The sequence below is a fragment of the Rhizobium sp. CB3060 genome (assembly GCF_025200735.1).
Taxonomy (GTDB): domain Bacteria; phylum Pseudomonadota; class Alphaproteobacteria; order Rhizobiales; family Rhizobiaceae; genus Rhizobium.
On sequence record NZ_CP104158.1, the window covers coordinates 2,266,287 to 2,290,227 of the forward strand.

Annotated in this window: 23 protein-coding genes; 11 read left to right on the top strand and 12 right to left on the bottom strand. The window is 60.2% G+C overall.

Annotation, left to right across the window (positions count from 1 at the left end):
• Positions 1–72 precede the first annotated feature (72 nt).
• A complete protein-coding gene (locus N2601_RS11015; RefSeq protein WP_104823832.1) occupies positions 73–990 on the top strand; it encodes a LysR substrate-binding domain-containing protein in 918 nt (305 codons plus the stop codon).
• A 7-nt stretch (positions 991–997) separates the two neighbouring features.
• Here N2601_RS11015 and N2601_RS11020 read toward each other — a convergent pair whose 3' ends face one another.
• A complete protein-coding gene (locus tag N2601_RS11020) occupies positions 998–1,330 on the bottom strand; it encodes a hypothetical protein (RefSeq protein WP_104825168.1) in 333 nt (110 codons plus the stop codon).
• 239 nt (positions 1,331–1,569) lie between these two features.
• Between N2601_RS11020 and N2601_RS11025 the strand changes: the two genes are divergently transcribed.
• Genes N2601_RS11025 through N2601_RS11035 form a run of 3 tightly spaced genes read left to right on the top strand, consistent with a single transcriptional unit; the run spans position 1,570 to position 5,299 of the window.
• A complete protein-coding gene (locus N2601_RS11025) occupies positions 1,570–2,808 on the top strand; it encodes a urate hydroxylase PuuD (RefSeq protein WP_104823833.1) in 1,239 nt (412 codons plus the stop codon).
• Positions 2,805–4,112, top strand: coding sequence for a guanine deaminase (gene guaD, locus N2601_RS11030; RefSeq protein WP_104823834.1), 1,308 nt, complete (start codon positions 2,805–2,807; stop codon positions 4,110–4,112). Before N2601_RS11025 ends, guaD begins: the two co-directional genes overlap by 4 nt.
• 47 nt (positions 4,113–4,159) lie before the next feature.
• On the top strand, positions 4,160–5,299 hold the full coding sequence (locus N2601_RS11035) for an alpha-hydroxy acid oxidase (protein ID WP_104823835.1): 1,140 nt from the start codon (positions 4,160–4,162) through the stop codon (positions 5,297–5,299).
• Here N2601_RS11035 and N2601_RS11040 read toward each other — a convergent pair.
• The 8 genes from N2601_RS11040 to N2601_RS11075 form a co-directional block, all read right to left on the bottom strand.
• The gene (locus N2601_RS11040; protein WP_104823836.1) at positions 5,296–6,036 is read right to left on the bottom strand and encodes a metallophosphoesterase family protein; all 741 of its coding nucleotides are present in this window, start codon (positions 6,034–6,036) and stop codon (positions 5,296–5,298) included. The genes N2601_RS11035 and N2601_RS11040 overlap by 4 nt on opposite strands.
• Before the next feature lie 3 nt (positions 6,037–6,039).
• Positions 6,040–6,396, bottom strand: coding sequence for a hydroxyisourate hydrolase (gene uraH / locus N2601_RS11045; RefSeq protein ID WP_104823837.1), 357 nt, complete (start codon positions 6,394–6,396; stop codon positions 6,040–6,042).
• The gene (locus tag N2601_RS11050; RefSeq protein ID WP_104823838.1) at positions 6,393–6,893 is read right to left on the bottom strand and encodes an ureidoglycolate lyase; all 501 of its coding nucleotides are present in this window, start codon (positions 6,891–6,893) and stop codon (positions 6,393–6,395) included. The genes uraH and N2601_RS11050 overlap by 4 nt, the downstream gene beginning before the upstream one ends.
• A 7-nt stretch (positions 6,894–6,900) precedes the next feature.
• Positions 6,901–7,263 carry a HepT-like ribonuclease domain-containing protein gene (locus N2601_RS11055; protein WP_104823839.1) on the bottom strand — a complete coding sequence of 121 codons (363 nt, stop codon included), beginning with the start codon at positions 7,261–7,263 and terminating at the stop codon, positions 6,901–6,903.
• Between the two features lie 38 nt (positions 7,264–7,301).
• A complete protein-coding gene (uraD, locus tag N2601_RS11060) occupies positions 7,302–7,799 on the bottom strand; it encodes a 2-oxo-4-hydroxy-4-carboxy-5-ureidoimidazoline decarboxylase (protein ID WP_104823840.1) in 498 nt (165 codons plus the stop codon).
• A gap of 1 nt (position 7,800) precedes the next feature.
• Positions 7,801–8,727 (bottom strand): allantoinase PuuE, encoded by a 927-nt coding sequence (puuE, locus tag N2601_RS11065; protein WP_104823841.1) that lies wholly within the window; start codon positions 8,725–8,727, stop codon positions 7,801–7,803.
• Positions 8,728–8,820: 93 nt separating this feature from the next.
• Complete coding sequence (locus tag N2601_RS11070; RefSeq protein WP_104823842.1) at positions 8,821–9,528, bottom strand: DUF1045 domain-containing protein; 708 nt, start codon at positions 9,526–9,528, stop codon at positions 8,821–8,823.
• Between the two features lie 106 nt (positions 9,529–9,634).
• Positions 9,635–10,819 (bottom strand): NAD(P)/FAD-dependent oxidoreductase, encoded by a 1,185-nt coding sequence (locus N2601_RS11075; protein WP_104823843.1) that lies wholly within the window; start codon positions 10,817–10,819, stop codon positions 9,635–9,637.
• Here N2601_RS11075 and mnmD point away from each other — a divergent pair.
• A complete protein-coding gene (mnmD, locus tag N2601_RS11080) occupies positions 10,818–11,552 on the top strand; it encodes a tRNA (5-methylaminomethyl-2-thiouridine)(34)-methyltransferase MnmD (protein ID WP_104823844.1) in 735 nt (244 codons plus the stop codon). The genes N2601_RS11075 and mnmD overlap by 2 nt on opposite strands.
• On the opposite strand, the gene N2601_RS11085 is transcribed toward mnmD, so the two are convergent.
• Positions 11,549–14,803: a response regulator gene (locus tag N2601_RS11085; RefSeq protein ID WP_104823845.1), complete on the bottom strand. Its 3,255-nt coding sequence runs from the start codon at positions 14,801–14,803 to the stop codon at positions 11,549–11,551. The two genes, mnmD and N2601_RS11085, sit on opposite strands and share 4 nt — an antisense overlap.
• 214 nt (positions 14,804–15,017) lie before the next feature.
• On the opposite strand from N2601_RS11085, the gene N2601_RS11090 reads away from it, so the two are divergent.
• The 3 genes from N2601_RS11090 (at position 15,018) to N2601_RS11100 (ending at position 19,056) form a co-directional block, all read left to right on the top strand.
• Positions 15,018–16,598 (top strand): trimethylamine methyltransferase family protein, encoded by a 1,581-nt coding sequence (locus N2601_RS11090; RefSeq protein ID WP_104823846.1) that lies wholly within the window; start codon positions 15,018–15,020, stop codon positions 16,596–16,598.
• Positions 16,599–16,744: 146 nt separating this feature from the next.
• Positions 16,745–17,053: a hypothetical protein gene (locus N2601_RS11095; RefSeq protein ID WP_104823847.1), complete on the top strand. Its 309-nt coding sequence runs from the start codon at positions 16,745–16,747 to the stop codon at positions 17,051–17,053.
• Positions 17,054–17,352: 299 nt separating this feature from the next.
• Entirely contained in the window at positions 17,353–19,056 is a 1,704-nt protein-coding gene (locus N2601_RS11100; RefSeq protein WP_199773479.1) for a DEAD/DEAH box helicase, read from the top strand.
• A gap of 215 nt (positions 19,057–19,271) precedes the next feature.
• On the opposite strand, the gene N2601_RS11105 is transcribed toward N2601_RS11100, so the two are convergent.
• On the bottom strand, positions 19,272–19,733 hold the full coding sequence (locus tag N2601_RS11105; RefSeq protein WP_104823848.1) for a MarR family winged helix-turn-helix transcriptional regulator: 462 nt from the start codon (positions 19,731–19,733) through the stop codon (positions 19,272–19,274).
• Between the two features lie 126 nt (positions 19,734–19,859).
• On the opposite strand from N2601_RS11105, the gene N2601_RS11110 reads away from it, so the two are divergent.
• Positions 19,860–20,237, top strand: a complete 378-nt coding sequence (locus N2601_RS11110) for a nuclear transport factor 2 family protein (RefSeq protein ID WP_104823849.1) — start codon at positions 19,860–19,862, stop codon at positions 20,235–20,237.
• A 47-nt stretch (positions 20,238–20,284) separates the two neighbouring features.
• On the opposite strand, the gene N2601_RS11115 is transcribed toward N2601_RS11110, so the two are convergent.
• Positions 20,285–21,178, bottom strand: coding sequence for a DMT family transporter (locus N2601_RS11115; RefSeq protein ID WP_104823850.1), 894 nt, complete (start codon positions 21,176–21,178; stop codon positions 20,285–20,287).
• A gap of 393 nt (positions 21,179–21,571) precedes the next feature.
• Here N2601_RS11115 and N2601_RS11120 point away from each other — a divergent pair, with 393 nt between their 5' ends.
• On the top strand, positions 21,572–22,981 hold the full coding sequence (locus N2601_RS11120) for a circularly permuted type 2 ATP-grasp protein (RefSeq protein WP_104823851.1): 1,410 nt from the start codon (positions 21,572–21,574) through the stop codon (positions 22,979–22,981).
• 7 nt (positions 22,982–22,988) lie between these two features.
• Positions 22,989–23,930, top strand: coding sequence for an alpha-E domain-containing protein (locus N2601_RS11125; protein ID WP_104823852.1), 942 nt, complete (start codon positions 22,989–22,991; stop codon positions 23,928–23,930).
• Positions 23,931–23,941: the final 11 nt, after the last annotated feature.

Here is a 23,941-nt window from a genome sequence, read left to right on the forward strand (position 1 = left end):
TCAAATCAATCGATGATGTGGATTGCAGTTTGCCGCCGAAAATGCTGAAATTCCAATCGAACAACCGTCTGTATGCATCAAGAGAACTTATCCATGAAACTGTCGAAACGGTTTCCGCTGAATGCACTGCGCGTCTTCGAGGCCGCCGCCCGGCACGGCAGTTTCACGCGCGCCGGCGCTGAACTCGGCATGACGCAGACGGCCGTCAGTTATCAGATCAAGCTTCTGGAAGAGAATGTCGGCGAGCCGCTGTTCCTGCGGCGGACGCGCCAGATCGAGTTGACTGAAGCCGGCGGGCGATTGGCGCCGAAGGTGACCGAAGCCTTCAGCATGCTGCAGGAGGCCATGGCTTCGGTCAGCGGCGATGCCGAAACCACTCTCCTCATTCATTCGACACCGACCTTCGCCTCGCAATGGCTTGCACGCCATATCGGCTCATTTCAACTGCAACATCCAAATGTCGCGGTACGGCTCGCCACATCGGACGCGCTCATCGATTTTTCCCGTGAGCCTTCCGACATCGCCATTCGCAACGGGCGGGGAACTTGGCCGGGGCTGCGGGCGCATTTGTTGATGAAAATGAACTTCACGCCGATGCTGAGCCCAGCGCTGGCAGCCAGCATCGGCGGCGTCCACACGCCGGCCGATCTTCTCAAACTTCGGATTATCGATGCCGGTGATCCCTGGTGGGCACAATGGTTCGAAGCGGCTGGAGTTCCAGATCCCGGCCTGCAAGGCCGACCGAGAAGCAGGCTTGGGGCGCAATCCTTCGAGGCAAGCGCCGCCATCGCGGGACAAGGCGTCGCCGTGCTGACCCCTGAATTCTATGCCGACGACCTAGCAGCCGGCCGGCTTGTCCAGCCCTTCGATATCCTTTGCAACGACGGCTCGAACTACTGGCTTGCCTATCCCGAAAACAGACGGCATACGCCAAGAATCCGGGTTTTCCGGAATTGGATACTCGGCGAGTTCGGCATGCCGTTGGAGTGAGTGCTGCTCAATAGGCCATATCTGGCGCATAGAAGCAGCGCGGCGTGTTCTCGTCTGGGAAAAGACAGAGGTGGTAGGCCCCATCCGGCGAACGCATCGTCTTGCGCTGTGGCAGCGTGAAGATATGCGCATGCGTCACATAGCGATGATCGCCGGGATAGAGCGTAATCCGATAGCCGCCCGGGATAACGGTAACCGTGCGCGAGGGGATCATCTCGCAATCACCGGTCTTGCTGTCGCCGTTGCAACAATAAGGATCGTAGGACCAGCCGGAGGGCGCATCATGCGCCATGGCGGAAGTTGCAAGAAGGAATAGTGCAAACGCCAGTATACCACGCATGGGCAAATCTCCGACGATGCGGCGAACCAGGGGCTCCGCTGCCCACCGATCGCCGACGACGCTGAAAAAAGCGTCCAATTTTGATCTATCGCGAAGTCGGCGCTCGGCAAGAGCGACGGCATGTCGGTCACGGAAGTGTGTGATCCTAGCACGAAAAGCGGTCCCTCGACCAAACTCCCCTTCCCTCTGCGCCCAACATTTTGCAAGGTGTCGAGTCGGAGGAAGAAAAGGGGACCTGAATGTATGAATACGCCATAGCGTGGGAATGGCTGGCCTTTGCTGCCCGCTGGTTCCACGTCATAACCGCCATTGCCTGGATCGGTTCGTCTTTCTACTTCATCGCGCTCGATCTCGGGCTGGTGAAGCGTCCGCATCTTCCGCCCGGCGCCTATGGCGAGGAATGGCAGGTGCATGGCGGCGGTTTCTACCATATCCAGAAGTATCTCGTGGCTCCCGCGCAGATGCCGGAGCATCTGACCTGGTTCAAATATGAGAGCTATTTCACCTGGCTCTCCGGTTTCCTGATGCTCTGCATCGTCTATTACGGCGGCGCCAATCTCTTCCTCATCGACAGGCACGTGCTCGACGTCAGCGTTCCCGTCGCGATCCTGATCTCGCTGGCTTCGCTGGCCGGCGGCTGGATCGTTTACGACCTGCTCTGCAAGTCGCCACTCGGCAATAATACCTGGGGGCTGATGGTCGTGCTCTATGCGGTCCTCGTCTTCATGGCCTGGGGCTATACGCATCTGTTCACCGGCCGCGCCGCCTTCCTCCATCTCGGCGCCTTCACGGCGACGATCATGTCGGCCAATGTCTTCATGATCATCATTCCCAACCAGAAAATCGTCGTTGCCGACCTGATCGCCGGACGCACGCCGGATCCGAAATACGGCCGCATCGCCAAGCAGCGCTCGCTGCACAACAACTACCTGACGCTGCCCGTCATCTTCTTCATGCTGTCGAACCACTATCCGCTGGCCTTCGGCACCGCTTATAATTGGATCATCGCCGCTCTGGTGTTTCTGATGGGCGTCACCATCCGCCACTGGTTCAACACGATCCATGCCCGCAAGGGCCGGCCGACCTGGACCTGGATCGTCACCGTTGTCCTCTTCATTGTCATCATATGGCTTTCGACGGTGCCGAAGATGCTCACCGGCGAGAAGGATGCCAACGTCGTCGCACCCGCATTCCAGCAATTCGCATCGGATGCGCACTTCCCGGCGGTGAAGCAGATGATCTCGACGCGCTGTTCGATGTGCCACGCCGCCGAGCCGGCTTTTGAAGGCATTGCCCGCGCACCGAAGGAAGTGATGCTGGAAAACGACGCGGAAATCGCTATGCATGCCCGCGAGATCTATATTCAGGCAGGCCGCAGCCACGCCATGCCGCCCGGCAACGTCACCGATGTGACGTCGGAGGAACGCAAGCTGCTGGTTGCCTGGTTCGAAAGCTCCGTCGGAGAAAAAGACCAATGACTACCCTTTTGCGCGGCCGCCTGCTCTCCTTCAAGCGCGCGCCACAGAGCCTCGATGACACGGACAGCTACTCGTATGAAAGCGATGGCGGCCTGCTGATCGAAAATGGCATCATTGCCGACGTCGGCCCCTATACAGAGGTCAAGGCGAAAGCGCCGGCACATGTCACCGAAGTCGACCACCGCCCGCATCTGATCCTGCCGGGCTTCATCGACATGCACCTGCATTTTCCGCAGATGCAGGTGATCGCCTCCTATGCCGCAAATCTTCTGGAATGGCTGAACACCTATACCTTCCCCGAGGAATGCCGCTTCGTCGAAAGCGCGCATGCGGAGCGTATCGCCACGCATTTCTACGACGAGCTGATCCGCCATGGGACGACGACGGCCGTTGCCTATTGCTCCGTGCACAAGACCTCTGCGGATGCCTATTTTGCCGAAGCCATGCGGCGCAACATGCGCATGGTCGGGGGCAAGGTGATGATGGACCGCAACGCCCCGCAAGGCCTGCTTGACACACCGCAGATGGGCTACGACGAGACCCGCCAGGTGATATCAGACTGGCACGGCAAAGGCCGCAATCATGTCGCCATCACCCCGCGCTTCGCCATCACGTCAACGCCTGAGCAGATGGAGGCGACGGCTGCGCTCGCACGCGAATTTCCCGATCTGCACATTCAGACGCACCTCTCCGAGAACCACGACGAGATCAAGTTCACCTGCGAGCTCTATCCCGACGCGATCGACTACACGGACATTTACGCCCACTATGGGTTACTCGGTCCCAAAAGCCTGTTCGGCCACGCGATCCACCTTTCGGAGCGCGAAGCCGACGCCATGAGCGAAGCCGGCGCGGTGGCCGTGCATTGCCCGACGTCGAACCTCTTCCTCGGCTCCGGCCTCTTCCCGCTGAAAGCACTGGCGCGACGCGAAAAGCCCGTCCGCATCGGCGTCGCCACCGATATCGGCGGCGGCTCCAGCTATTCCATGCTGCGCACCATGGACGAGGCCTACAAGATCCAGCAGCTTCTCGGCGAACGGCTGAACCCGCTGGAAAGCTATTACTACATGACGCGCGGCAACGCCGAAGCGCTCTCTCTCGTCGACAAGATCGGCACGCTCGACACCGGCACCGAAGCCGACCTCATCGTCCTCAATGCCGCCGCTACGCCGGCCATGGCGCTGAAGATGGAAGTGACGAAGAGGCTTACCGAAGAGCTGTTCCTGCTGCAGACCATGGGCGACGACCGCGCCGTCGTCGAAACCTATGTCGCCGGAAAGCCGATGAAATCGATCCTGCAATGAGGCAATCCGACCCCGCCGCACGATAACCTTTTAGAGGGCAGACAGCCATGACCGCGCCGCTTACCATCGCAGAACTGAAGAAGCTCGCTCAGCGGCGCGTCCCGAAAATGTTCTACCAATATGCCGATTCCGGTTCGTGGACGGAGTCGACCTATCAGGCGAACCAGGCAGACTTCGCCAAAATCAAACTGCGTCAGCGCGTTCTTGTCGACATGGCGAACAGGTCGCTCGCAACCACCATGGTCGGCCAGAAAGCCTCCATGCCGGTGGCACTGGCGCCGACAGGCCTCACCGGCATGCAGTACGCCGATGGCGAGATGCTGGCGGCACGCGCGGCGGAGGAATTCGGCATTCCCTTCACGCTCTCGACCATGAGCATCTGCTCGATCGAGGACATCGCTTCGGTGACGAAGCAGCCCTTCTGGTTCCAGCTCTACGTGATGAAGGACCGCGATTTCGTCCTGAACCTGATCCATCGCGCCAAGGTGGCGAAATGCTCGGCGCTGGTGCTGACCGCCGACCTGCAGATCCTCGGCCAGCGCCATAACGACATTCGTAACGGGCTTTCGGTGCCGCCGAAAATGACGGCAAAGAACATCTGGCAGATGGCGATGCGACCGGGCTGGTGCATGGGCATGCTGAAGACCAAGCGCCATTTCTTCGGCAATATCATCGGTCATGCCAAGGATATTTCCGACATGACGACGCTGTCGCACTGGACCCATTCGCAGTTCGATCCCAAGCTCTCCTGGAGCGATGTCGCCTGGATCAAGGAGCAATGGGGCGGCCCGCTGATCATCAAGGGCATTCTCGACGTCGAGGACGCGAAGGCGGCCATCGACACCGGCGCCGACGCCATCATCGTCTCCAACCATGGCGGCCGGCAGCTCGACGGCGCCCACTCCTCCATCAGCATGCTGCCGCGGATCGTCGATGCCGTCGGCGACAAGATCGAGGTGCATATGGATGGCGGCATCCGCTCCGGCCAGGACGTGCTCAAGGCCATCGCGCTCGGCGCCAAGGGCACCTACATCGGCCGTCCCTTCCTTTATGGCCTCGGCGCCATGGGCAAGGAGGGCGTGACGCTTGCGCTTGAGATCATCCGCAAAGAGCTGGATATTTCCATGGCGCTCTGCGGCAGGCGGGATATCAAAGCCGTGGATCGGTCGATCCTGGCCGATCTCTAGCGCAACCAGCCGGTCGCCAGGCCACTCGCCCATTCCGCGCGGCCATTCTGCGCCGCCAGCTTCGCCATCGCCATGTGATCATAGGCGACCTGCCGGAAGACAGGCAGCCAATGATCGCCTGTCCTTTCCAGAATGACGTAGGAGGCGAAGGGGTGGCCGGCTTCTACCTTATGAAAATAGGGCAGATCGTCGTCATAGGCGGGGCAGCCGACGCTGCCTGGATTAACGATCAGGCGGCCATCGGAAAGCCTGACGACACGCGGAATGTGGGTATGCCCGCACAGGATCAGCTGAAAATCGATGCCGGCAGCCAGTGCCTCGATTTCTTCGAGCGGCTTCAAATAGACGTTGCCGTCCGCCGAGACCGATTCCAGCCAGTAGACGTTATCGTCCGCTGGGGTCGCGTGGCAAAGATACACCGCGTCTTGATAGACGGCGCTAAAGGGCAAACCGCGCAGCCAATTGAGATGATGCTCGCTCAGTTCCGAATGCGCGGCCCGGTCAGACACATGCATCGCCTCCGGCGCCTGGTCGATCAGGTACCGATCGTGATTGCCACGCACCGTCACCGCATTCAGTTCCAGCAGCATATCGGCCGTCTTACCAGCCGTCAGTGGCCCGCTGAAGCAATCGCCCAGATTGACGATCTCAGTAATGCCCTGCTTCCAGATATCCTCAAGCACCGCTTCAAGCGCCAGATGATTGCCGTGAATGTCCGCGATGGCAGCAAAACGCAAGTCTCAACTCCCGCGATAGGTAGAATAGCCGTAGGGCGAAATCAGCAACGGCACATGGTAATGCGCTGTCGTATCGGCGATACCGAAACGGATGGGCACGAGATCGAGGAAGGCCGGCTCCGGCAGCTTGGCGCCGCTTGCGCGAAGATAATCTCCGGCCCGGAATAGCAATTCATAGGTACCGGCGACAAAACCGTCGCCGATCAGGATGGGACCGCCATCCACGCGCCCGTCGGCATTGGTCGTAACCGTCTTCAGATGCGTGCGGGCATCGCCCTCGATCCTGAAGAGATCGATCACCAGGCCTTCGGCCGGCTTGCCGAGTGCGGTATCGAGCACATGGGTAGTCAGTCCGGTCATAGCGTCGGTGCTCCGATGATGAAGGGCGTGTCGAAGAAATATTCTTCCAGATTGTTTCCCGGCCCATCACGATCCACGATGAGGAAATCGCTCTGCTCGCCGAGCGCCATCAGGGGATAATGCCAGGCATTGATCCGATAGTTCACACCCTGGTCACCTCGCGCCAGAAAGACCTGCGGTCTGCCGGGCTTGCCGCCCTCATCCTGCGCGACGACGACGAGGAATGGTCGGCCGTTGAGCGGCATGAAACTCTGGCTGCCGAAAGGATGGCGCTCCATCATCTCGATCGTAAAGGGAAAGTCTCGCGGCTGGCCGCGAAAGAGATTGAGGATAACCCGCGCCCCGTCTCCAATGGCCTCGGCGCCGGACAGTGCATGGAAGCGCTCCGTCGTGCCGCCATTGATGTATCGCATCGTTGCCGGATCGGCCTCGATCACATCGCCGAACGGCACGAATGCAGCCTTCGTCAGTGGGTGAATTTCAAGATGCTGTGTCATTCTATGATCATTCGCCTTCCGCTCGCCAATGGCGAATGGAATCCAGTTGTGAGAGCGACTCCGGAAGAGATTTTTGCGCGATGTCCCACAGGGTCGCCAGCTCGATGTCGAAATAGCCCTCAGCAATTCTGTCTCTGAAGTCGCGCATTTCATGCCAAGGCAGCTCCGGATGGTCAACGACAAACTCCGGATACTCTTCCGCAATACGTGCCGCTGCCTCGCCGATCATCATGAGGTTCATGCCGACGGCCCGCTGCTTCTCGATATCACCGAAAAAGACGTCTCTATCAGTCCCTTGAAGAAACCGCCCAATTTCAGACATAGCCCGCTGCATGCGATTAAGGTGAGAGATCAGCCGATCCAAGCTCATGTCGCGCGGCCCCTTCAGCCAGATACCAGAAGCCCTTATCAGCTCTCCGGAAGCATGGATTGCAGACGCAGCAAGGCAATCTTTTCCACCTGTGCCGTTGCAGTCGCGAACTCCGCATCCCTGTCATTGTCGATCCGCGTTTCGAAGGCGGCCAGGATATCCTCCTTGCCCAGCCCCTTGACCGCGATGATGAAGGGAAAGCCGAATTTCGTCACATAGGCGGCATTGAGTTCGGTGAACCGGGCATGCTCCCCAGGGCTTAGCCGATCCAGCCCGGCGCCGGCCTGTTCCTTCCTACTATCCTCGGTCAACTCTCCGGCAATCGCCAGCCGGCCCGCCAGATCTGGATGGGCCCGCAATACGCCAAGTCGCTCCTCTTCGCTGGCTGCACGGAAGAACCGCACCAATGCGGCGTGAACGTCGCCTGAGGTCAGCGGCTCGGCAATGGCACCCGCGTCAAAGGCCCGCTCGGCAATGAAGGGAGAGTGCTCGAAGACACCGCCGAAACGGCTCACGAAATCGTCACGCGATATCATCTCAGGGCGCGCCCGCAGGAAGGTGATGCTGGTGCCAATGGTTGGCGATCTCGATGCGCTTGGGTATCCAGACCTTGTCGTGCTTCAGCACATATTCGATGAAGCGCCTGAGCGCCGCCGCGCGACCTGGCCTGCCAACCAGGCGGCAATGCAGGCCGACCGACATCATCTTCGGGCTGCCCTGCTTGCCCTCTTCATAGAGCGTATCGAAGGCATCCTTGAGATAGGTGAAGAACTGATCGCCGGAATTGAAGCCCTGCGGCGTGGCGAAGCGCATATCATTGGTTTCGAGCGTATAAGGTATGATCAGGAACGGCTTACCCTGAATGCCATCGACCCAATAGGGCAGATCGTCGGCATAGGAATCCGACGAATAGAGGAAGCCTCCTTCTTCCATCACCAGCCGCAGCGTATTGTCGGAAGGCTTACCCTGATACATGCCGTAGGGCCGCTCACCGGTCAGTTCGGTATGCAGGCGCACGGCTTCGAGGATGTGCTTGCGCTCCAGATCCTCCGAAAAATCCTTATATTCCAGCCAGCGATAGCCGTGACTCGCAATTTCCCAACCAGCTTCCTTCATGGCGGCAACCGCTTCCGGATTGCGCGCCATGGCGAGCGTCACGCCATAGACGGTGGCCTGAACCTTGAGTTCGGTGAACATGCGCCATAGCCGCCAGAAACCGGCGCGCGAACCATATTCATAGATCGATTCCATGTTGAGACTGCGCTGGTTCGGCCATGGCGCCGCACCAACGATTTCCGACAGCAGGTTCTCCGATGCTGGATCGCCATCCAGAATGCAGCTTTCTCCACCCTCTTCGTAATTGATCACAAACTGCACCGCGACGCGGGCATCGCCCGGCCATTTTGGATCGGGCGTATGGCGGCCATAGCCGATGAGATTGCGGGGATATGTATCGGACATCAAAGCACCTTCTCGAATATGCGAAGACGGTAGCATTCACGGCCGGAATGTCGAGACGGAAAGTGCGAAACGCACTTTCCTTTTACCTGTAAGCGGTTAGGCGATCTTTCGGGCGCTAACCTTGCCCATGGGATGCAGCGAGTGCACCCGGAATGGCCCGCCTGCGCCCTCTTCCATCATCAGCGCGATGTTCGACACCGGCACTGGCTCGGCAAGCACCGGCTCGAAGAAATCGCGCAATACGCGCTCCATCCGCGGCAGATCGGCGGGACTGACCGTGCCGGTCAACATCATCTGGAAGCGGAATTCGTCCATGACATGCGGATGGCCCCAGCGATGCAGATTGGCGAATTGCGCTGCCGACAGGCTGTCCGGATCGCTACGCTCGATCTCCGCTTCCGTCAGCGGCGCGCGATAGTGGTCGAAGGCCTGGACCAGCGACGCCGCAAGGAACTGCATTTGCTGGGAGGGCTCGGACGACACCAGGCCGAACGCGCCGCCGAGGCGCGCGACTTCCATCTTCGGAATCTCGAACGGCGTCACCGTACCGGAAAAGCGCATGAGATCGCGCAGCAGCGACGCCTCCGTCATGTCCTCGGCCAGGCGAAATGGCGCTTTCAGGATGCCGTTGAAACCGTAGCGGCGCGGCACGGCGGTGTGGAAGGCGACTTCATGAATGCCGAGCCCACGAATGGCGGGCGGATCGACCATCTCGCCGGAATAGACATTGCGGCCGAGCCAATTTGCGGCCACGAGCGTCAGCGGATCGCTCGCAGACGGCGTGAAGCAAATGGCGTAACGCATAAAATCTCCTCCAGAAGGCGAAAAGCCGGCTGACCCAACCGGCGGCCGATGCGCAAGGAGATAGGTGATTTGCGTGACAGATTGACGACCTGAACGGCCTTTATATTCACGTTTTATGGGATGCTACCGTAATGTGGTTCGAAAGGGTAAAACCTTCGGGCAGCTTGAAAGAACAGGAAATTTCCAGGGCCTCGCGGACCGCCGCTTCGGCAAGACGGTGCGCCAGGCCGAAGCTGACCTTGAAACCGCCGGTCAGCGCGATGAGCCGCGGATGATCCGGATGTGCTCCCACCATAGGATCCCGATCGATCGCCTTCGGCCGCAAGCCGGCCCAGCGTTCGATCACTTCGGCACCCGCAACCGCCGGCGCCATCATCCGCGCAGCAGTTAGCAGATCGTCCAACTGACCATCCGTCGACATCGGATTGTCGAAGCGGTTCTCGCTCGTACTGCCGACCGCGACCAATCCGCCCTCATGCGGAACGATATAGAGCCCGTCGCGGAAAATCACCGGCAGGCCGGCCTCGAAATCCGCTTTCAGCAAAGCAGCCTGTCCCTTGACCGGCTGGCCAAGGGGAGAATGACGTCCGGGCGTCAATCCGTCCAGCATCGGAAAGGAGCGATGCCCGGCAGAAAGGATGCAGCGGCGGAAACGGATCGTGCCTTCTTGGGTCGCTGCGGTGCCGCGATCCGGATCGATGCTCTGGATTTCCAGACCTTCGGCAAGCCGAACATGTTTCGCCTTATCAAGAAAGCTGGCCAGAACCTTCAGGAAGGCTCGGGGCGCAACGCGGGCGGCAAGCGTGTCGAAAACAAATCCGCTTTCGCCGGCCGCCGGATCGATCCAGCCTTCCACCGGCGCGGCATGGAGCACATGCCAATGAAACCTTCGTTCGCCGTGATGCCAATGCGTTTCGGCATCCTGCGAGTGGCCCAGCGCGATCTTGCGCAGATGCGGCTTCGGCAACGGGATCAACCGGCCGGATCGACGGTATCCGGCGGAAAGCCCGGTTGCCGCTTCCAGTGCCGCAATCTCGTCCTCCAAAGATACGAGCGCATCGAACTGGAACTGCTTCTTCTCAGACCACTTGTCCGGCATATGCGGCATCAGCGCGCCGAGCAGGCCGCCGCTTGCCCCCTGCCCCAAACGGCCGGCATCGACGAGCAGCGTCTCGACGCCTTGCCGCTCCGCATGCACCGCCGCCCAAAGGCCCATGATGCCGCCGCCGACGATCAACAGTTCGGCGGATGATTGACCGGCAAGCCCCGGAGGATTATCGGCTCTTCCCATGACAGATCCAGTTTCCGATCAAACGCCCGAGGCGAAGACCAATGTGGCAAGCCAGGCGCTCGAATGGCGCGACGGCGATATGCCCTATTCGACGGCTTTTGGCGACCATTTTTATTGCCAGACCGACGGCCGGCTGGAATGCGGCCATGTCTTCCTCGCCGGCAACGGCCTGCCTGCGCGCTGGAATGAGCAAAGAAACTTCCTCATCGGCGAGCTTGGCTTCGGCACCGGCCTGAATTTCTGCGAAACCTGGCGGCAATGGCGCCAGCACCGCAAACCAGATTCGGAACTTCATTTCATGTCCTTCGAGCTCTATCCGATGCGTGCCGAGGAGATCGATCGCGCGTTATCGCACTGGCCGGAAATCGATGCTGAGCGTAAGGCGCTGGTGGCTGCCTGGCCGAAAGAACCGCGCGGCACCGTTGCGCTCGCCCTCGACACCCAAACGCGCCTTAGTGTCGTCTGCGGGTCGGCGATCGACGGCGTGCGCCGAGCGGCAACTGGCTTCGACGCTTGGTATCTCGATGGCTTTGCCCCTTCCCGAAACGCCGATATGTGGTCGCCGGAACTGATGCAGCATCTCCACGACAAGACCGTCGCCGGCGGCACCTTCGCCACCTACGCCGCCGCCGGTTTCGTGCGTCGTAATCTGCAGGCAGCAGGCTTCTCGGTCGAGCGACGCAAGGGATTTGCGGGAAAACGCGAAATGCTCTGCGGAACCAAACAGGCTTAGTTGCTGGAACGCCCGATCTGGAGCGCAGCATCGCCGAGCCAGCGGCGGGCCTTGGCTTCCAGGAGTTCGGGGCTGATCGGCTTCGACATATAGTCGTCCATGCCCGCCTCCAGGCACATATCGCGGTCGACATCGAGCGCATGCGCGGTGACGCCGACGATCGGCACATGCCAGCCCTGCCCTGCCTCCGTTTCCAGTTGCCGGATCATGCGCGTCGCCTGATGGCCGTTCATGATCGGCATGGAGACATCCATCATGATCAGCGATGGCCGAAGCTTGCGCCAGGCCTCGACCGCCTCCTGGCCGTTCTGGACCACGAGAAAGCGCAGGCCGGTGACCTGCAGAATCTGCGTGAAGACGATCTGGTTGACCTCGTTGTCCTCCGCAACGAGGACATCGATGGCGCTAACCGGTTTCGCCGCCACTTCGCGTTCGACGGTATCGATCGCGGCAACTGCTTCGGCTTCGATCGACTGCGAAGCGACAGCCGTTTCATCGCTGCTCATCCGCTGCCGGCGCGCCGTGCGCACGACATCGATGATGGTGCTGCGCAGCACATTGGCGCGCACGGGCTTCATCAGATGCGCCTGACCATTCAGCGCCGCGAATTCCTTGTCGCTGCCGGCGACATCCATGGAGGTCAGGAAGATCAGCGAAACGCCGTCGAAGCGCGAATCGGCGCGAATGGCACGCGCGACTTCATCGCCGTTCATGTCCGGCATGTGGTAGTCGAGGATCACGGCATCGACCTGCACGCCCATATCGAAAGCGGCATGGAGGATGGCTAGCCCCGTCTTGCCGTCTTCGGCAGCGTAGCCGTCAAAGCTCCATTGCTCCAACTGCTCGGTCAATATCCGCCTGTTGATCTCGTTGTCGTCGATGACCAGGATGCCGGCGCCCTTGACATTGACCGGCACCGGACGCGGTTCGCTGCGCGTGGCGGCCGGCGGCACGGGCAGATGCACGGTGAAGACCGAACCCTTGCCCCATTCGCTCTCGACTTCGAGATAGCCACCGAAGAGGTCGACGAGCCCCGCGGTAATGGCAAGGCCAAGACCCGTGCCTTCATGACGGCGCGTCGAGGAAGCGTCCACCTGCGAGAACTTCTCGAAAATGGAATCCAGCTTCTCCTCGGAAATACCGATGCCGGTGTCCTCGATGCGGAGCGTCAACATGATCTCGCCGTTGTCGATCGGCCGGCTCTCCACCTCGACCAACACGTGACCGCGCTCGGTGAATTTAACCGCATTGCCGACGAGATTGGTGACGATCTGGCGAAAGCGGCCTGCGTCTCCGAGCACCATGGCCGGCACATCAGGCGCCGTGCGCACCAGCAGCTCGATATCTTTTTCCGCCGCCGGCGACGACAGCAGCGTCGCGACATCCTCCACCGCCTCGGCGGGATCGAAGGCGGCCTTGCGCAGACGCATCTGCCCGGCATCGATCTTCGAGAAGTCCAGGATGTCGTTGATGATCGTCAACAGTGCATTGCCCGACTTGACGATGATGTCGATGAAGGTCTTCTGCCGGGCATCGAGATCGGTCTTAGCCAGGAGCTCCGCCATGCCGAGAACGCCGTTCATCGGCGTGCGGATTTCATGGCTCATATTGGCGAGGAATTCGGATTTGGCGCGATCGGCGGCTTCGCTGCGCGAAAGCAGCAGTTGCAGCTCGGCCTCGCGGTCTTTCATCTCGGTGACATCGGTCAGCACCACGGTCCAACGGCGGCTTTCGCTGATCGTGGCTTCGAGCTGCATCCAGCGATCGCCCGCAATCTGGAACACCGCGGAAACCGGCCTGTTCGCCGCCATGCTCCTGCCCCATCCACGCAGAACCGCCTTCGGATCGTCGCCGAAATCGCCCCGCGCGGCGCAATAGTTATACGCGATGGACCAATGCTTGCCGATCTCCAGATGATCGGCGGGAATGCGCAGCATGTCCGTCAATGCATCGTTTGCCAGCATGATGATGCCGTCTTCCACGATGAGCAGGCCCTGCGACATGGCATGCGTCGCGTCGGTCATCAGTTCGCCGAGACGCTCTAGGGCAAGGCGCGCCTCGGTGATCTCGCGGGCTTGCTGGCGCACGGAAGAGATATCCGCATAGGCAATCAGCGTGCGGCCGTTCGAAATGCGGCGAGCATCCATGATGACGGATTTGCCGTCGGCAAAATTCATCTCGGTCTGGAAATGCGGCCCGGCATTGCGGAAGGACTCCAGGCGCGCCTGATAGATATCGTCGATACTGCCAGCATCGGCATCATAGCGGCCGAGTTCGAAATGCTTGGCGACGAGATCGCGATAAGACAGGCCTTCGAAATGTTCGTTCTTCGGGAAATCCCAGATGTCGTAGAAGGCATCATTGGTATATTCCACGACGTAATTGCTGTCATGGATCATGACACCGATCGGCATCGAGCGCAGGATGTTCCCCAGATCCTGATGCAAGGCCTCGGCGCGCGCCTGTGCCTCGATCAGCTCAGTCTCGCGCAGCTTCAACACGGAAATATCGGTCATCGAGCCGACGGCATAGCGCCTGCCGTCGGCAGTGACGACCCGGTTGACGCGCGTCATGAGCGGGTGTGTCACACGCTCCCGATCAACCACCGTGCCTTCGAATTCGAATGCGTGGCCCTCGTTCAGCACCTGCTCGTTTTCCGCAAAGTACTCGTCGGCGCCGGTTTCGAACATCTCATGTTCGGTCTTGCCCAGTGCCTCGGCGCGGCTGAGCCCCGTGATGGCCCCATAAGCCTCGTTGGAATAAATCAGCCGATGGCTCGCATCGCGCGCGAAGACGGCGACCGGCAGGTCCTCGAGAATCGTGCGGTAAAGCCCGATCTCATCGACGTCACTCGCAATATGGCCGCTTTCGCGATCGGAAGACGAACGCGAAAGCACAGCAGGCGCATCGAGGAACATGCCGAAGACATAGAGGCGGTCTTCGGACGGCGAAAAACTTTCGATCTGCACGCGAGAACGCTCACGGCCTGTCGGGTCGAAGCATAGCGCCATCTCTTCCGAGCCAAAAACCAGCGCCCGCCGCTCCTTGTCTTCGCGATCAACTTCCTCGCCGCTGTCGAAGAGATCACGGCTGCGATTGCCGATGAAATCGGCGGTATCGCGCCGAAAAAACCGCGCATAGGCTTCATTGACGGCGACATAACGCAGATCGCTGTTCTTGACATAGGCCGGCTGATCCAGATCTGCGATCCGGCGGCAGGCCATCTCCAGCAGTTCACCGTCCGAGTTCAACAGGACCCCTCTTCCCAACGCTTACAATAGTTACTCAACAAACGCTTTATCACAAATCGCTTTAACAAGCCGTTAACCATATTTACCAATCCACTGAACGTCGCGTTCAGACCACTGACTATCCCAGAACAGTCATCGCCAGGTCGCAAACGACGGCGGCATCGGACGCCGAACTCTGCCAAGAATCCTATCAGCACAATGGTGGAGCGAGAGCATGAGCGACGATAGAAACCCGGCCTTGCACGAGACTGATACCATGCCGGTCGAGCGTCGCCGCCGGGCCGGAGGGCGCGGGGCCGAGCGCAGCCGCAAGCCAAGCGGCGCGAAATACCTCAATCTCGTCAACAATCTCGCCCGCACCGAGCTTCTGTCGCCCGAAGCGCTCGACGACATTCACGAGGCGTCGCTGACCGTTCTCGAAGAGATCGGCATGGACATCATTTTGCCGGAAGCGCGCGAGCGCATGAAAGCCGCCGGCGCCGACGTCACGCCCGGCACAGAGCGTGTCCGGTTCGACCGTGGCATGATCACGGAGCTGATCGCCTCCGTCCCCTCGACCTTCACCCTGCACGCCCGCAATCCGCTGCGAAACGTTCAGATCGGCGGGAAGAATCTCGTCTTCGCCCAGGTCGCCTCCGCACCTTTCGTCGCGGACCGCGAGGGTGGCAGACGGGCAGGCAATCAGGAGGATTTCCGTAAGCTGATCAAGCTCGCCCAATCCTACGACGTCATCCACATGACTGGCGGCTATCCGGTCGAGCCCATCGATATCCACGCTTCAGTCCGCCATCTCGACTGCCTCTCCGACATCGTCAAGCTCACCGATAAGGCGTTTCATTGCTACTCGCTCGGCAAGCAGCGCAATCTTGATGCTATCGAGATCGCCCGCATCGGCCGCGGCATCAGCATGGAGCAAATGGAGCGGGAGCCGTCGCTCTTTACCGTCATCAATTCCTCCTCTCCGCTGCGCCTCGATGGGCCGATGTTGCAGGGCATCATCGAGATGTCGTCGCGGGGTCAGGTGGTGATCGTGACGCCCTTCACGCTGGCGGGCGCCATGGCGCCGGTGACCATTGCCGGTGCCCTGGTGCAGCAGAATGCCGAGGCGCTCTGCGGCATCGCCTTCAGCCAGATGGTGCGCAAGGGCGCGCCGGTCATGTATGGCGGCTTCACCTCGAATGTCGACATGAAGACCGGGGCGCCGGCTTTCGGCACGCCCGAATATATGAAGGCCGTGATCGCCGGCGGCCAGCTCGCCCGCCGCTATGGCATCCCCTACCGCACCTCCAACACCAATGCCTCCAATACGCTGGACGCCCAGGCAGCCTATGAATCGGCGTTGTCGCTCTGGGCGCTGACCCAAGGTGGCGGCAATTTCGTGCTGCATGCGGCCGGCTGGAGCGAGGGCGGCCTCACTGCCTCCTTCGAGAAATTCATCCTCGATGTCGACATGCTGCAGATGGTCGCCGAATTCCTGACACCGCTGGATGTCAGTAGCGAAGCGCTGGCGCTTGATGCCGTGCGCGATGTCGGCCCCGGCGGCCACTATTTCGGCACGGCGCATACACTGGCGCGCTACGAAACCGCTTTCTATTCACCGATCCTCTCGGACTGGCGAAATTACGAGACCTGGACGGAGGCTGGCCGGCCGACGACCTACGATCACGCCAACCGCGCGTTCAAGGAAACGCTCGCCCACTACGAGCGCCCCCCACTCGATCCGGCCATCGAAGAGGAGCTTGACGCCTTCGTCGCCAAGCGTAAGGCGGAAGGTGGCGTACCCACCGATTTCTAGTTGAAAATCAAAGGTTTTCACCCATTCATCATGAACAAAATTTAATATCGCAGCCCTCTTTTTAGCCGCGACTTCGCCCCCTTTTCTACGCACCTTCAAATTCGGCTTCGGCACGGAGGCCTCTAGTTTTTGGGAAAGGGATGTCAATGCCTGAGCTTCGCACTTTAACGACGGCCGGTTTGATCGCGCTGACGCTTGGCAGCGCCGCCGCCGTAACCACAACGACCGCCGGCGCCTCCGAACGCGGCGCCTTTTTCGGCGGTCTTGCCGCCGGTGTCGTCGGCGGCGCCCTAGCTGCCGAGGCGGTGCGACCGGCCTACCCGGTCTATCCGGCTTATTATCCTGCCTATCGAAGCTATTATGCTCCGGCCTATGTACGCGCCTATCCCGACTGCTACTGGGCATGGCGTCACGACGGTTGGGGCAGGCCCTACCGCGTCGAGGTTTGCCGCTGACCTATGAAGATCGAGCGCGGATGCCGCCGGATTTCCGGTGGCACTTTCGCCTGCCTTCCGAAAAGCTTTTAGCCTCACCTCTTGACTTCGGCGGCGAATAAGACCAAATGCGCGTCAGCTTTCACCTTCCGGCCGCCGCGTGAGCGTGCCCTGCGGGACTAGACGTACGCAAGAGAAGGACAAAAGCGCTTTTGAAATGAGACCGCACCCAAGGCGGTCGAACGCGCTGGAAAGCTTTTTCCAACTTACAAGTTCCCACTTCACGCGGGGTTCTTGACGCCAGAGACAGACCGGACCGCATGGTGCGACCCGGCCTTTTCTGCTTTGGCGCCCCGAAAGGTATTGAATTGACCGATTTTCACTCGCTTGGTCTTTCCAAGCAGATCGTCGATACGCTGTCGCAGAACAACTTCGCGACTCCGACGCCCATTCAGGCACAGGCTATCCCGCTTGTTCTCCAGGGCCGCGATCTCATCGGCCTCGCCCAGACCGGCACCGGCAAAACGGCCGCCTTCGGCCTGCCGATCATCGAAATGCTGCTGAAGGACGCCAAGCGTCCCGACAACCGCACCGTCCGCACGCTGATCCTCGCCCCCACCCGCGAACTGGTGAACCAGATCGCCGACAATCTTAAGCTGTTCGTCCGCAAGACGCCGCTGCGGATCAATGTCGTGGTCGGTGGCGCCTCCATCAACAAGCAGCAGCTTCAACTCGAGCGCGGCACCGACATTCTCGTCGCCACCCCTGGCCGCCTGCTCGACCTCATCAACCGCCGCGCCCTGTCGCTCGGCCATGTCAGCTATCTCGTCCTCGACGAGGCCGACCAGATGCTCGACCTCGGCTTCATCCACGACCTGCGCAAGATCGCCAAGCTCGTCCCGGCCAAGCGCCAGACCCTGTTGTTCTCGGCGACCATGCCGAAGGCGATTGCCGATCTCGCTTCCGACTATCTGACCAATCCGCTGAAGGTCGAAGTCTCGCCTCCGGGCAAAGCGGCCGACAAGGTGGAACAGTATGTCCACTTCGTCGCCGGTCAGAACCACAAGACCGAAATCTTGAAGGAAACGCTGAACGCCAACCCGGATGGCCGCTCGATCGTCTTCCTGCGCACCAAGCACGGTGCCGAAAAGCTGACGAAGCATCTCGACCATGTCGGCTATGCCGCCGCCTCCATTCACGGCAACAAGAGCCAGGGTCAGCGCGAGCGCGCGCTCAAGGGCTTCCGAGATGGTGAAGTTCGCGTGCTCGTCGCAACCGACGTTGCCGCTCGCGGCATCGATATCCCTGGTGTTTCGCATGTCTACAATTACGACCTGCCGGAAGTGCCGGATGCCTATGTTCACCGCATCGGCCGCACAGCGCGCGCCGGCCGTGACGGCATCGCCATCGCTTTCTGCTCACCGGACGAGATTCGCCTGCTGCGCGACATCGAGCGCCTGATGGGCATCGAAATCGCCGTTGCCAGCGGCGAAGCCCCTGCCGACCGCGCCCGTCCGGCTCGCGGCAACAACAACCGTGGTGGTCGTGGCAACCAGGGCCGCGGCGGCGCAGGCCAGGGACGTCCGGAAGGCCGTTCGGGTCGCCCGGGCGGACGTCCGCAGCGTGACGGTGAGAGCGGCGAGGCCCGCGCCCGCACAGGCGAACGCCAGGAGCGCCGGCCGCGCGACGATCGTCCGCAGCGCGAGAACCATCGCAATGCCGACTTCCGCGGCCAGCGCCGCGATGAGCGCACGCCGCGCCCGGAAGCGGACAATGATCTTGTTTCGACGTCCGATTTCCGTCCGGCCAAGAAGCCGCATCATAACGGCCCGGCAAACGCCAACGCCGCCCACGAAGCCGGCGCCCATCGCAACCAGCGCCACGCCCATGGTCGGCCCTCAGGCCGTCACAATGAGGAGCGCGGCCAAGGCCACGCTCACGGCGAACACCGCGAAGGCGGCAACGGCGGCATGAAGCGCCGCGGGCCGCGCAACGGCAACGGCCAGCGCCGCGAACGCGCTTGATGAATGAACAGAGGGGGCTGAATGGCCAAGCCCCCTCTCGAAATCTCCAACTAAAGTAGATACTGATATCGGACCGCTTGCAGCACAGACACTGCAAGCGGTTTTTCTCGCCGGAAATATCGATCAAGCACCCTGCGTAGTCAGTTGCCGCGGAATGCTCGTTTTGCGACGTCTTAAAACTTGGTCGCCAAATCATCGCTAGCTCCGCCTGAAGCTCAGGACGTGTGTGATGTTGGCTCCGCGCTCGTGATTTGATCCAGATTTGCGATCAACCGGGTAAGTAAGGCGACAAGTTGCACCGCTTCTCCTTCTGTAAACCCATCCAATGCGTCGCAATTTCCTTTGAACAGGGTTTCAATCGCGGCCGGCATACGGGCCTGCGCAGCCTTCGTGAGAACGATGCGGCTACTTCGTCCGTCTTCCGGGTCGGGTGTTCGCTGGATCAAACCATCTCGCTCCATGCGAGCGAGCATCTGGGCCATCGGCGGCTGCTCGATCTTGGCAAAGCGGGCTAGATCGCGTTGCGTGCTTGCTTTCCCATTCTGCAACGCGACCAGCACTGGCAAATGACCGACGCCGAACCCAAGCGGCTTCAGACGTGCCTCGCTTAGACGCGCGAACCCTCGCGCAGCAAGACTGATGAGATGTCCTGGCGTAGAAAGCACGTCGTTTTCCATCTCTCGCTTATCCCCTGTCTATGGTTGACCGCAAACTACATATGTACGTATATATATCGACGAGCGAGCTGGCAAGTTCGGCTCGAACCGCCCCACTCTCCCCTTAAACCACTGTGAGGAAACGATATGTCGGACACTCATACGCAACTTATCAAGCGCATCTACGACCGCTTCAACGCGAGAGATATCGACGCTGTACTCACCGAGCTTGCCGATGATGTTGTTTGGGCAAACGGTATGGATGGAGGCCACGTCCATGGACGTGAGGCTGTGCGCGATTATTGGACACGGCAATGGGCGGTCGTCAGTCCACATGTCGAGCCGATGGCAATTCAGACAACCGATGACGGTGTGGTCGCTGTCGAGGTGATTCAGTCCGTGTTCGATCTCGACGGCCGGCCGCTGACGGGGCAGACCCATGGGCTGAAGGACAAGACAGTGATGCACATCTTTCGCATGGAGAGTGGTAAGATCGTGCGCTTTGATATTAAGGACACCCCATAGGCATCTCGTGGGACCATGCCATCAAAGCAGGCGGAATCCCGCCTGCCCTATTCCGGCACTACGTCAGCGGTGCGCCGATTGGTCAAATAAACGCCAATCACCACTATCACCGTGCCGATGATGATCGGCAAAGTCAGCGGTTCGCCGAAGGCGATCGCCGCCTCGATGGCGACGGCGGGCGGCATCAGATAGATCAGCGAAGCGGCGCGCGACACTTGCCCGCGACGGATGAGGTAGAGCAGCAGACCGACGGCACCCATCGACAGGCCGAAAACAGACCAAGCAAGAGCAAGGAACGCCTCGTGCGTGCCGTCGAAATGCAAATTTTCGAACGTCAGCGCCAAAGGCGCGGCAACGATGAGTGCACCGACATATTGCAGCGTCGCGATGGTCCTAAGGTCGCCGGTCTGCAGATGCCGCTTTTGATAAAGCGTCCCATACGTCACGGAGACCATCGCGAGCAGATTGACGCCGAGCGGGATAGCCGAATTCCAGAGATTGGCGGTATCCGATGATAGAAGCTTCGGCGAGATGGCGATCGCGATGCCCGCGAAACCAAGCAGCAAGCCAAGCCGCTGCGCCGGCTGCAGGCGCTCCCCGACCAGATAGGGCGCAGCCATCGCCGTCATGAGCGGCTGCAGGGCAGCGATAATGCCCGAAATCCCCGCAGGCACGCCACTGGCGATCGCCCACCAAAGACCGCCGAGATAAAACCCATGTAGAAAGATGCCGGAATAAATGGCGCGGAAGACGCTCGACCAATCACGCGGCCACTTCGCGCCCGTAAAAGCGCAAAACAAAACGAAGGCGAGCGCCGAGAGGCTGTACCGGATCATAAGAAAAGTGAATGGACCCGAGTGCATCGCCGCATATTTCGCAACGATCCAGCCTGTGGACCAAAGAAAGACGAAGATCGCCGGCGCGAATGTGTCGAGGGACATGGAGGCTCAGACTGAAATTGATGTTGCAGACTCGAATCGGGCCCGAACTGAAACCGGATCGTCGCTATACAAGGTAGCCGCTGATAGCCGAAGACAGTCAAGGCGTCAAAATCGAACCGCTGAAACCAATCATCAATTTTTCTTCACATCCGCTTCTCTACTCTTGCTTGAGGGATTTCACGCCGCTCTCTGCACCGACGACAAAATAAGCACGTGCTTAGATTTTGATCGCAGCGCCGCGGCCGTAAACTTTCATTTACGGGCGCGTTGACCCGAAACGCCCGGAATCCCGGCGTTTCCGCCGGTTTCGAAATTCGTACATGCAAATGCGCATACTTCTTGCATTGTCAAAACTGTTGTATTCAAATGGGAAAAAACACGGGGACCGCGCCTTTGGCATTTGATGAAATGATTACTGCGGATGAAAGTCCGCGCACGCCTTACGAAAAATATTTCGAGTGGTACTCCGGCCAGGACAGAGGCCATCTAATTGCCAAATCCCGCGATGCGGAAAACATCTTCCGAAAAACGGGTATCACCTTCGCAGTCTACGGGCACGCGGACTCCGCCGAAAAACTCATCCCCTTCGACATCATCCCCCGCATCATTTCCGGCCGAGAATGGCGCAAGCTCGCCCAGGGCATTGAACAGCGCGTCATCGCGCTCAACGCTTTCCTCGACGATATCTACCACAAGCAAGAGATCATCCGCGCCGGACGCATCCCGCGCGAATTGATCGAGAAGAACGACGCCTTCCTGCCGGAGATGATCGGCTTCCGTCCGCCGGGCGGTGTTTATACCCACATCGTCGGCACCGACATCGTGCGGACGGCCGAAGACCAGTTCTACGTGCTGGAAGACAATGCCCGCACCCCCTCCGGCGTCAGCTACATGCTGGAAAACCGGGAAACTATGATGCAGATGTTCCCGGAGCTGTTTCACCAGAACAAGGTGCAGCGCGTCGAGGACTATCCGCTGCTGCTGCGCCAGAGCCTCGCCTCACTCGCCCCTCGCGGCTGCAACGGCAAGCCGCGCGTCGCCGTTCTGACCCCCGGCATCTATAATTCCGCCTATTACGAGCATTCCTTCCTGGCCGACATGATGGGCGTGGAGCTGGTCGAAGGCTCGGATCTGCGTGTCATCGACGGCAAGGTGAAAATGCGCACCACGCGCGGCTATGAGGCGATCGACGTTCTCTATCGCCGCGTGGACGACGACTTCCTCGACCCCCTCACCTTCCGCGCGGATTCGGCCCTCGGCATTCCCGGCATCATGGATGTCTATCGCGCCGGCCATATCACCATCGCCAATGCGCCCGGCACCGGCATCTCCGACGACAAGGCGATCTATTCCTACATGCCGGAGATCGTCGAATTCTACACCGGTCGCAAGCCGATCCTCGAAAACGTGCCGACCTGGCGCTGTTCGGAGCCCGACAGCCTGAAATACGTGCTGGAGAACCTCGCCGACCTCGTCGTCAAGGAAGTGCATGGTTCGGGCGGCTACGGCATGCTCGTCGGCCCGACCGCCTCGAAGAAAGAGCGGACGGAGTTTGCCGAGAAGCTGAAGGCCAAGCCGAACAATTATATCGCCCAGCCGACCCTCTCGCTGTCGACCGTGCCGATCCTGGTCAACAAAGGCATCGCGCCGCGCCACGTCGACCTGCGCCCCTATGTCCTCGTTTCCGACAAGGTACAGATCATCCCCGGCGGGCTCACCCGCGTGGCGCTGAAAGAAGGCTCGCTGGTGGTCAATTCCAGCCAGGGCGGCGGCACCAAAGATACCTGGGTTCTGGAGGACTGAGACGGACATGCTTGGAAGAACCGCGAATGGCCTCTACTGGATGTTCCGTTACATCGAGCGTGCCGAAAACATAGCCCGTCTGGTTGATGCCGGCCAGCGCATGTCGCTGACCCGCAGCGGTGCGGCGGAAGAAGATTGGGATGGCGTCCTGCAGAGCGCAGGCGTGCGCGAAGCCTATAACGAGGTGCATGGCAAGCTGACCGGCGCCGACGCGATCGACTATCTGATACGCGACCGCTCCAATCCGTCGAGCGTGATGTCCTGCATCGATTATGGCCGCAACAATGCCCGCATGGTCCGCACGGCGCTGACCCGGGACACCTGGGAAGCGACCAATGAATGCTGGATCGAGCTGAAGACATTGCTCGGCAAGCGCCTGAAGACCGCCGAAGTGCCGGAGATGATCGAGGTCATCAAGCGCCGGGCCGGATTGATCCGTGGCGCGTTCCACGGTTCGATGCTGCGCAACGAACTGTACAACTTTGCCCGCATCGGCACTTTCATCGAGCGCGCCGACAACACAGCGCGCATTCTCGACGTGAAATATTACGTCCTGCTGCCGTCGATCTCGCATGTCGGGTCCTCGCTCGACAACGCGCAATGGGAATCGATCCTGCGTTCGGTTTCCGCCCACCGCGCCTATAAATGGGCCTACGATCCGGAATACAAGCCAGCCAATATTGCCGACTTCCTGATCCTCAATGGCCAGATGCCGCGGTCGCTCGCCTATTGCTACGAAAAGATCGTCAGCAATATCGGCTATCTCGGTGCTGAGTACGAAGAGCGGCTGCCGGCACATGAGACAGCCGATACCATCCGCAAGATGCTGCAGACGCTTAGCATCAAGAACATCATGGATCAGGGACTGCATGAATTCCTGGAGGATTTCGTTTCGCGCAACAACAAGCTCAGCGCGGAAATCTCCGACGGCTACCGGTTCTATCAGTAAGCGGATCACAC

Coding starts and splice junctions, on each gene's coding strand:
- N2601_RS11015 (WP_104823832.1), top strand. CDS start 73: ATGCATCAAGAGAACTTATCCATGAAACTGTCGAAACGGTTTCCGCTG.
- N2601_RS11020 (WP_104825168.1), bottom strand. CDS start 1,330: ATGCGTGGTATACTGGCGTTTGCACTATTCCTTCTTGCAACTTCCGCC.
- N2601_RS11025 (WP_104823833.1), top strand. CDS start 1,570: ATGTATGAATACGCCATAGCGTGGGAATGGCTGGCCTTTGCTGCCCGC.
- guaD (WP_104823834.1), top strand. CDS start 2,805: ATGACTACCCTTTTGCGCGGCCGCCTGCTCTCCTTCAAGCGCGCGCCA.
- N2601_RS11035 (WP_104823835.1), top strand. CDS start 4,160: ATGACCGCGCCGCTTACCATCGCAGAACTGAAGAAGCTCGCTCAGCGG.
- uraH (WP_104823837.1), bottom strand. CDS start 6,396: ATGACCGGACTGACTACCCATGTGCTCGATACCGCACTCGGCAAGCCG.
- N2601_RS11050 (WP_104823838.1), bottom strand. CDS start 6,893: ATGACACAGCATCTTGAAATTCACCCACTGACGAAGGCTGCATTCGTG.
- N2601_RS11055 (WP_104823839.1), bottom strand. CDS start 7,263: ATGAGCTTGGATCGGCTGATCTCTCACCTTAATCGCATGCAGCGGGCT.
- uraD (WP_104823840.1), bottom strand. CDS start 7,799: ATGATATCGCGTGACGATTTCGTGAGCCGTTTCGGCGGTGTCTTCGAG.
- N2601_RS11070 (WP_104823842.1), bottom strand. CDS start 9,528: ATGCGTTACGCCATTTGCTTCACGCCGTCTGCGAGCGATCCGCTGACG.
- mnmD (WP_104823844.1), top strand. CDS start 10,818: ATGACAGATCCAGTTTCCGATCAAACGCCCGAGGCGAAGACCAATGTG.
- N2601_RS11075 (WP_104823843.1), bottom strand. CDS start 10,819: ATGGGAAGAGCCGATAATCCTCCGGGGCTTGCCGGTCAATCATCCGCC.
- N2601_RS11090 (WP_104823846.1), top strand. CDS start 15,018: ATGAGCGACGATAGAAACCCGGCCTTGCACGAGACTGATACCATGCCG.
- N2601_RS11095 (WP_104823847.1), top strand. CDS start 16,745: ATGCCTGAGCTTCGCACTTTAACGACGGCCGGTTTGATCGCGCTGACG.
- N2601_RS11100 (WP_199773479.1), top strand. CDS start 17,353: ATGGTGCGACCCGGCCTTTTCTGCTTTGGCGCCCCGAAAGGTATTGAA.
- N2601_RS11105 (WP_104823848.1), bottom strand. CDS start 19,733: ATGGAAAACGACGTGCTTTCTACGCCAGGACATCTCATCAGTCTTGCT.
- N2601_RS11110 (WP_104823849.1), top strand. CDS start 19,860: ATGTCGGACACTCATACGCAACTTATCAAGCGCATCTACGACCGCTTC.
- N2601_RS11115 (WP_104823850.1), bottom strand. CDS start 21,178: ATGTCCCTCGACACATTCGCGCCGGCGATCTTCGTCTTTCTTTGGTCC.
- N2601_RS11125 (WP_104823852.1), top strand. CDS start 22,989: ATGCTTGGAAGAACCGCGAATGGCCTCTACTGGATGTTCCGTTACATC.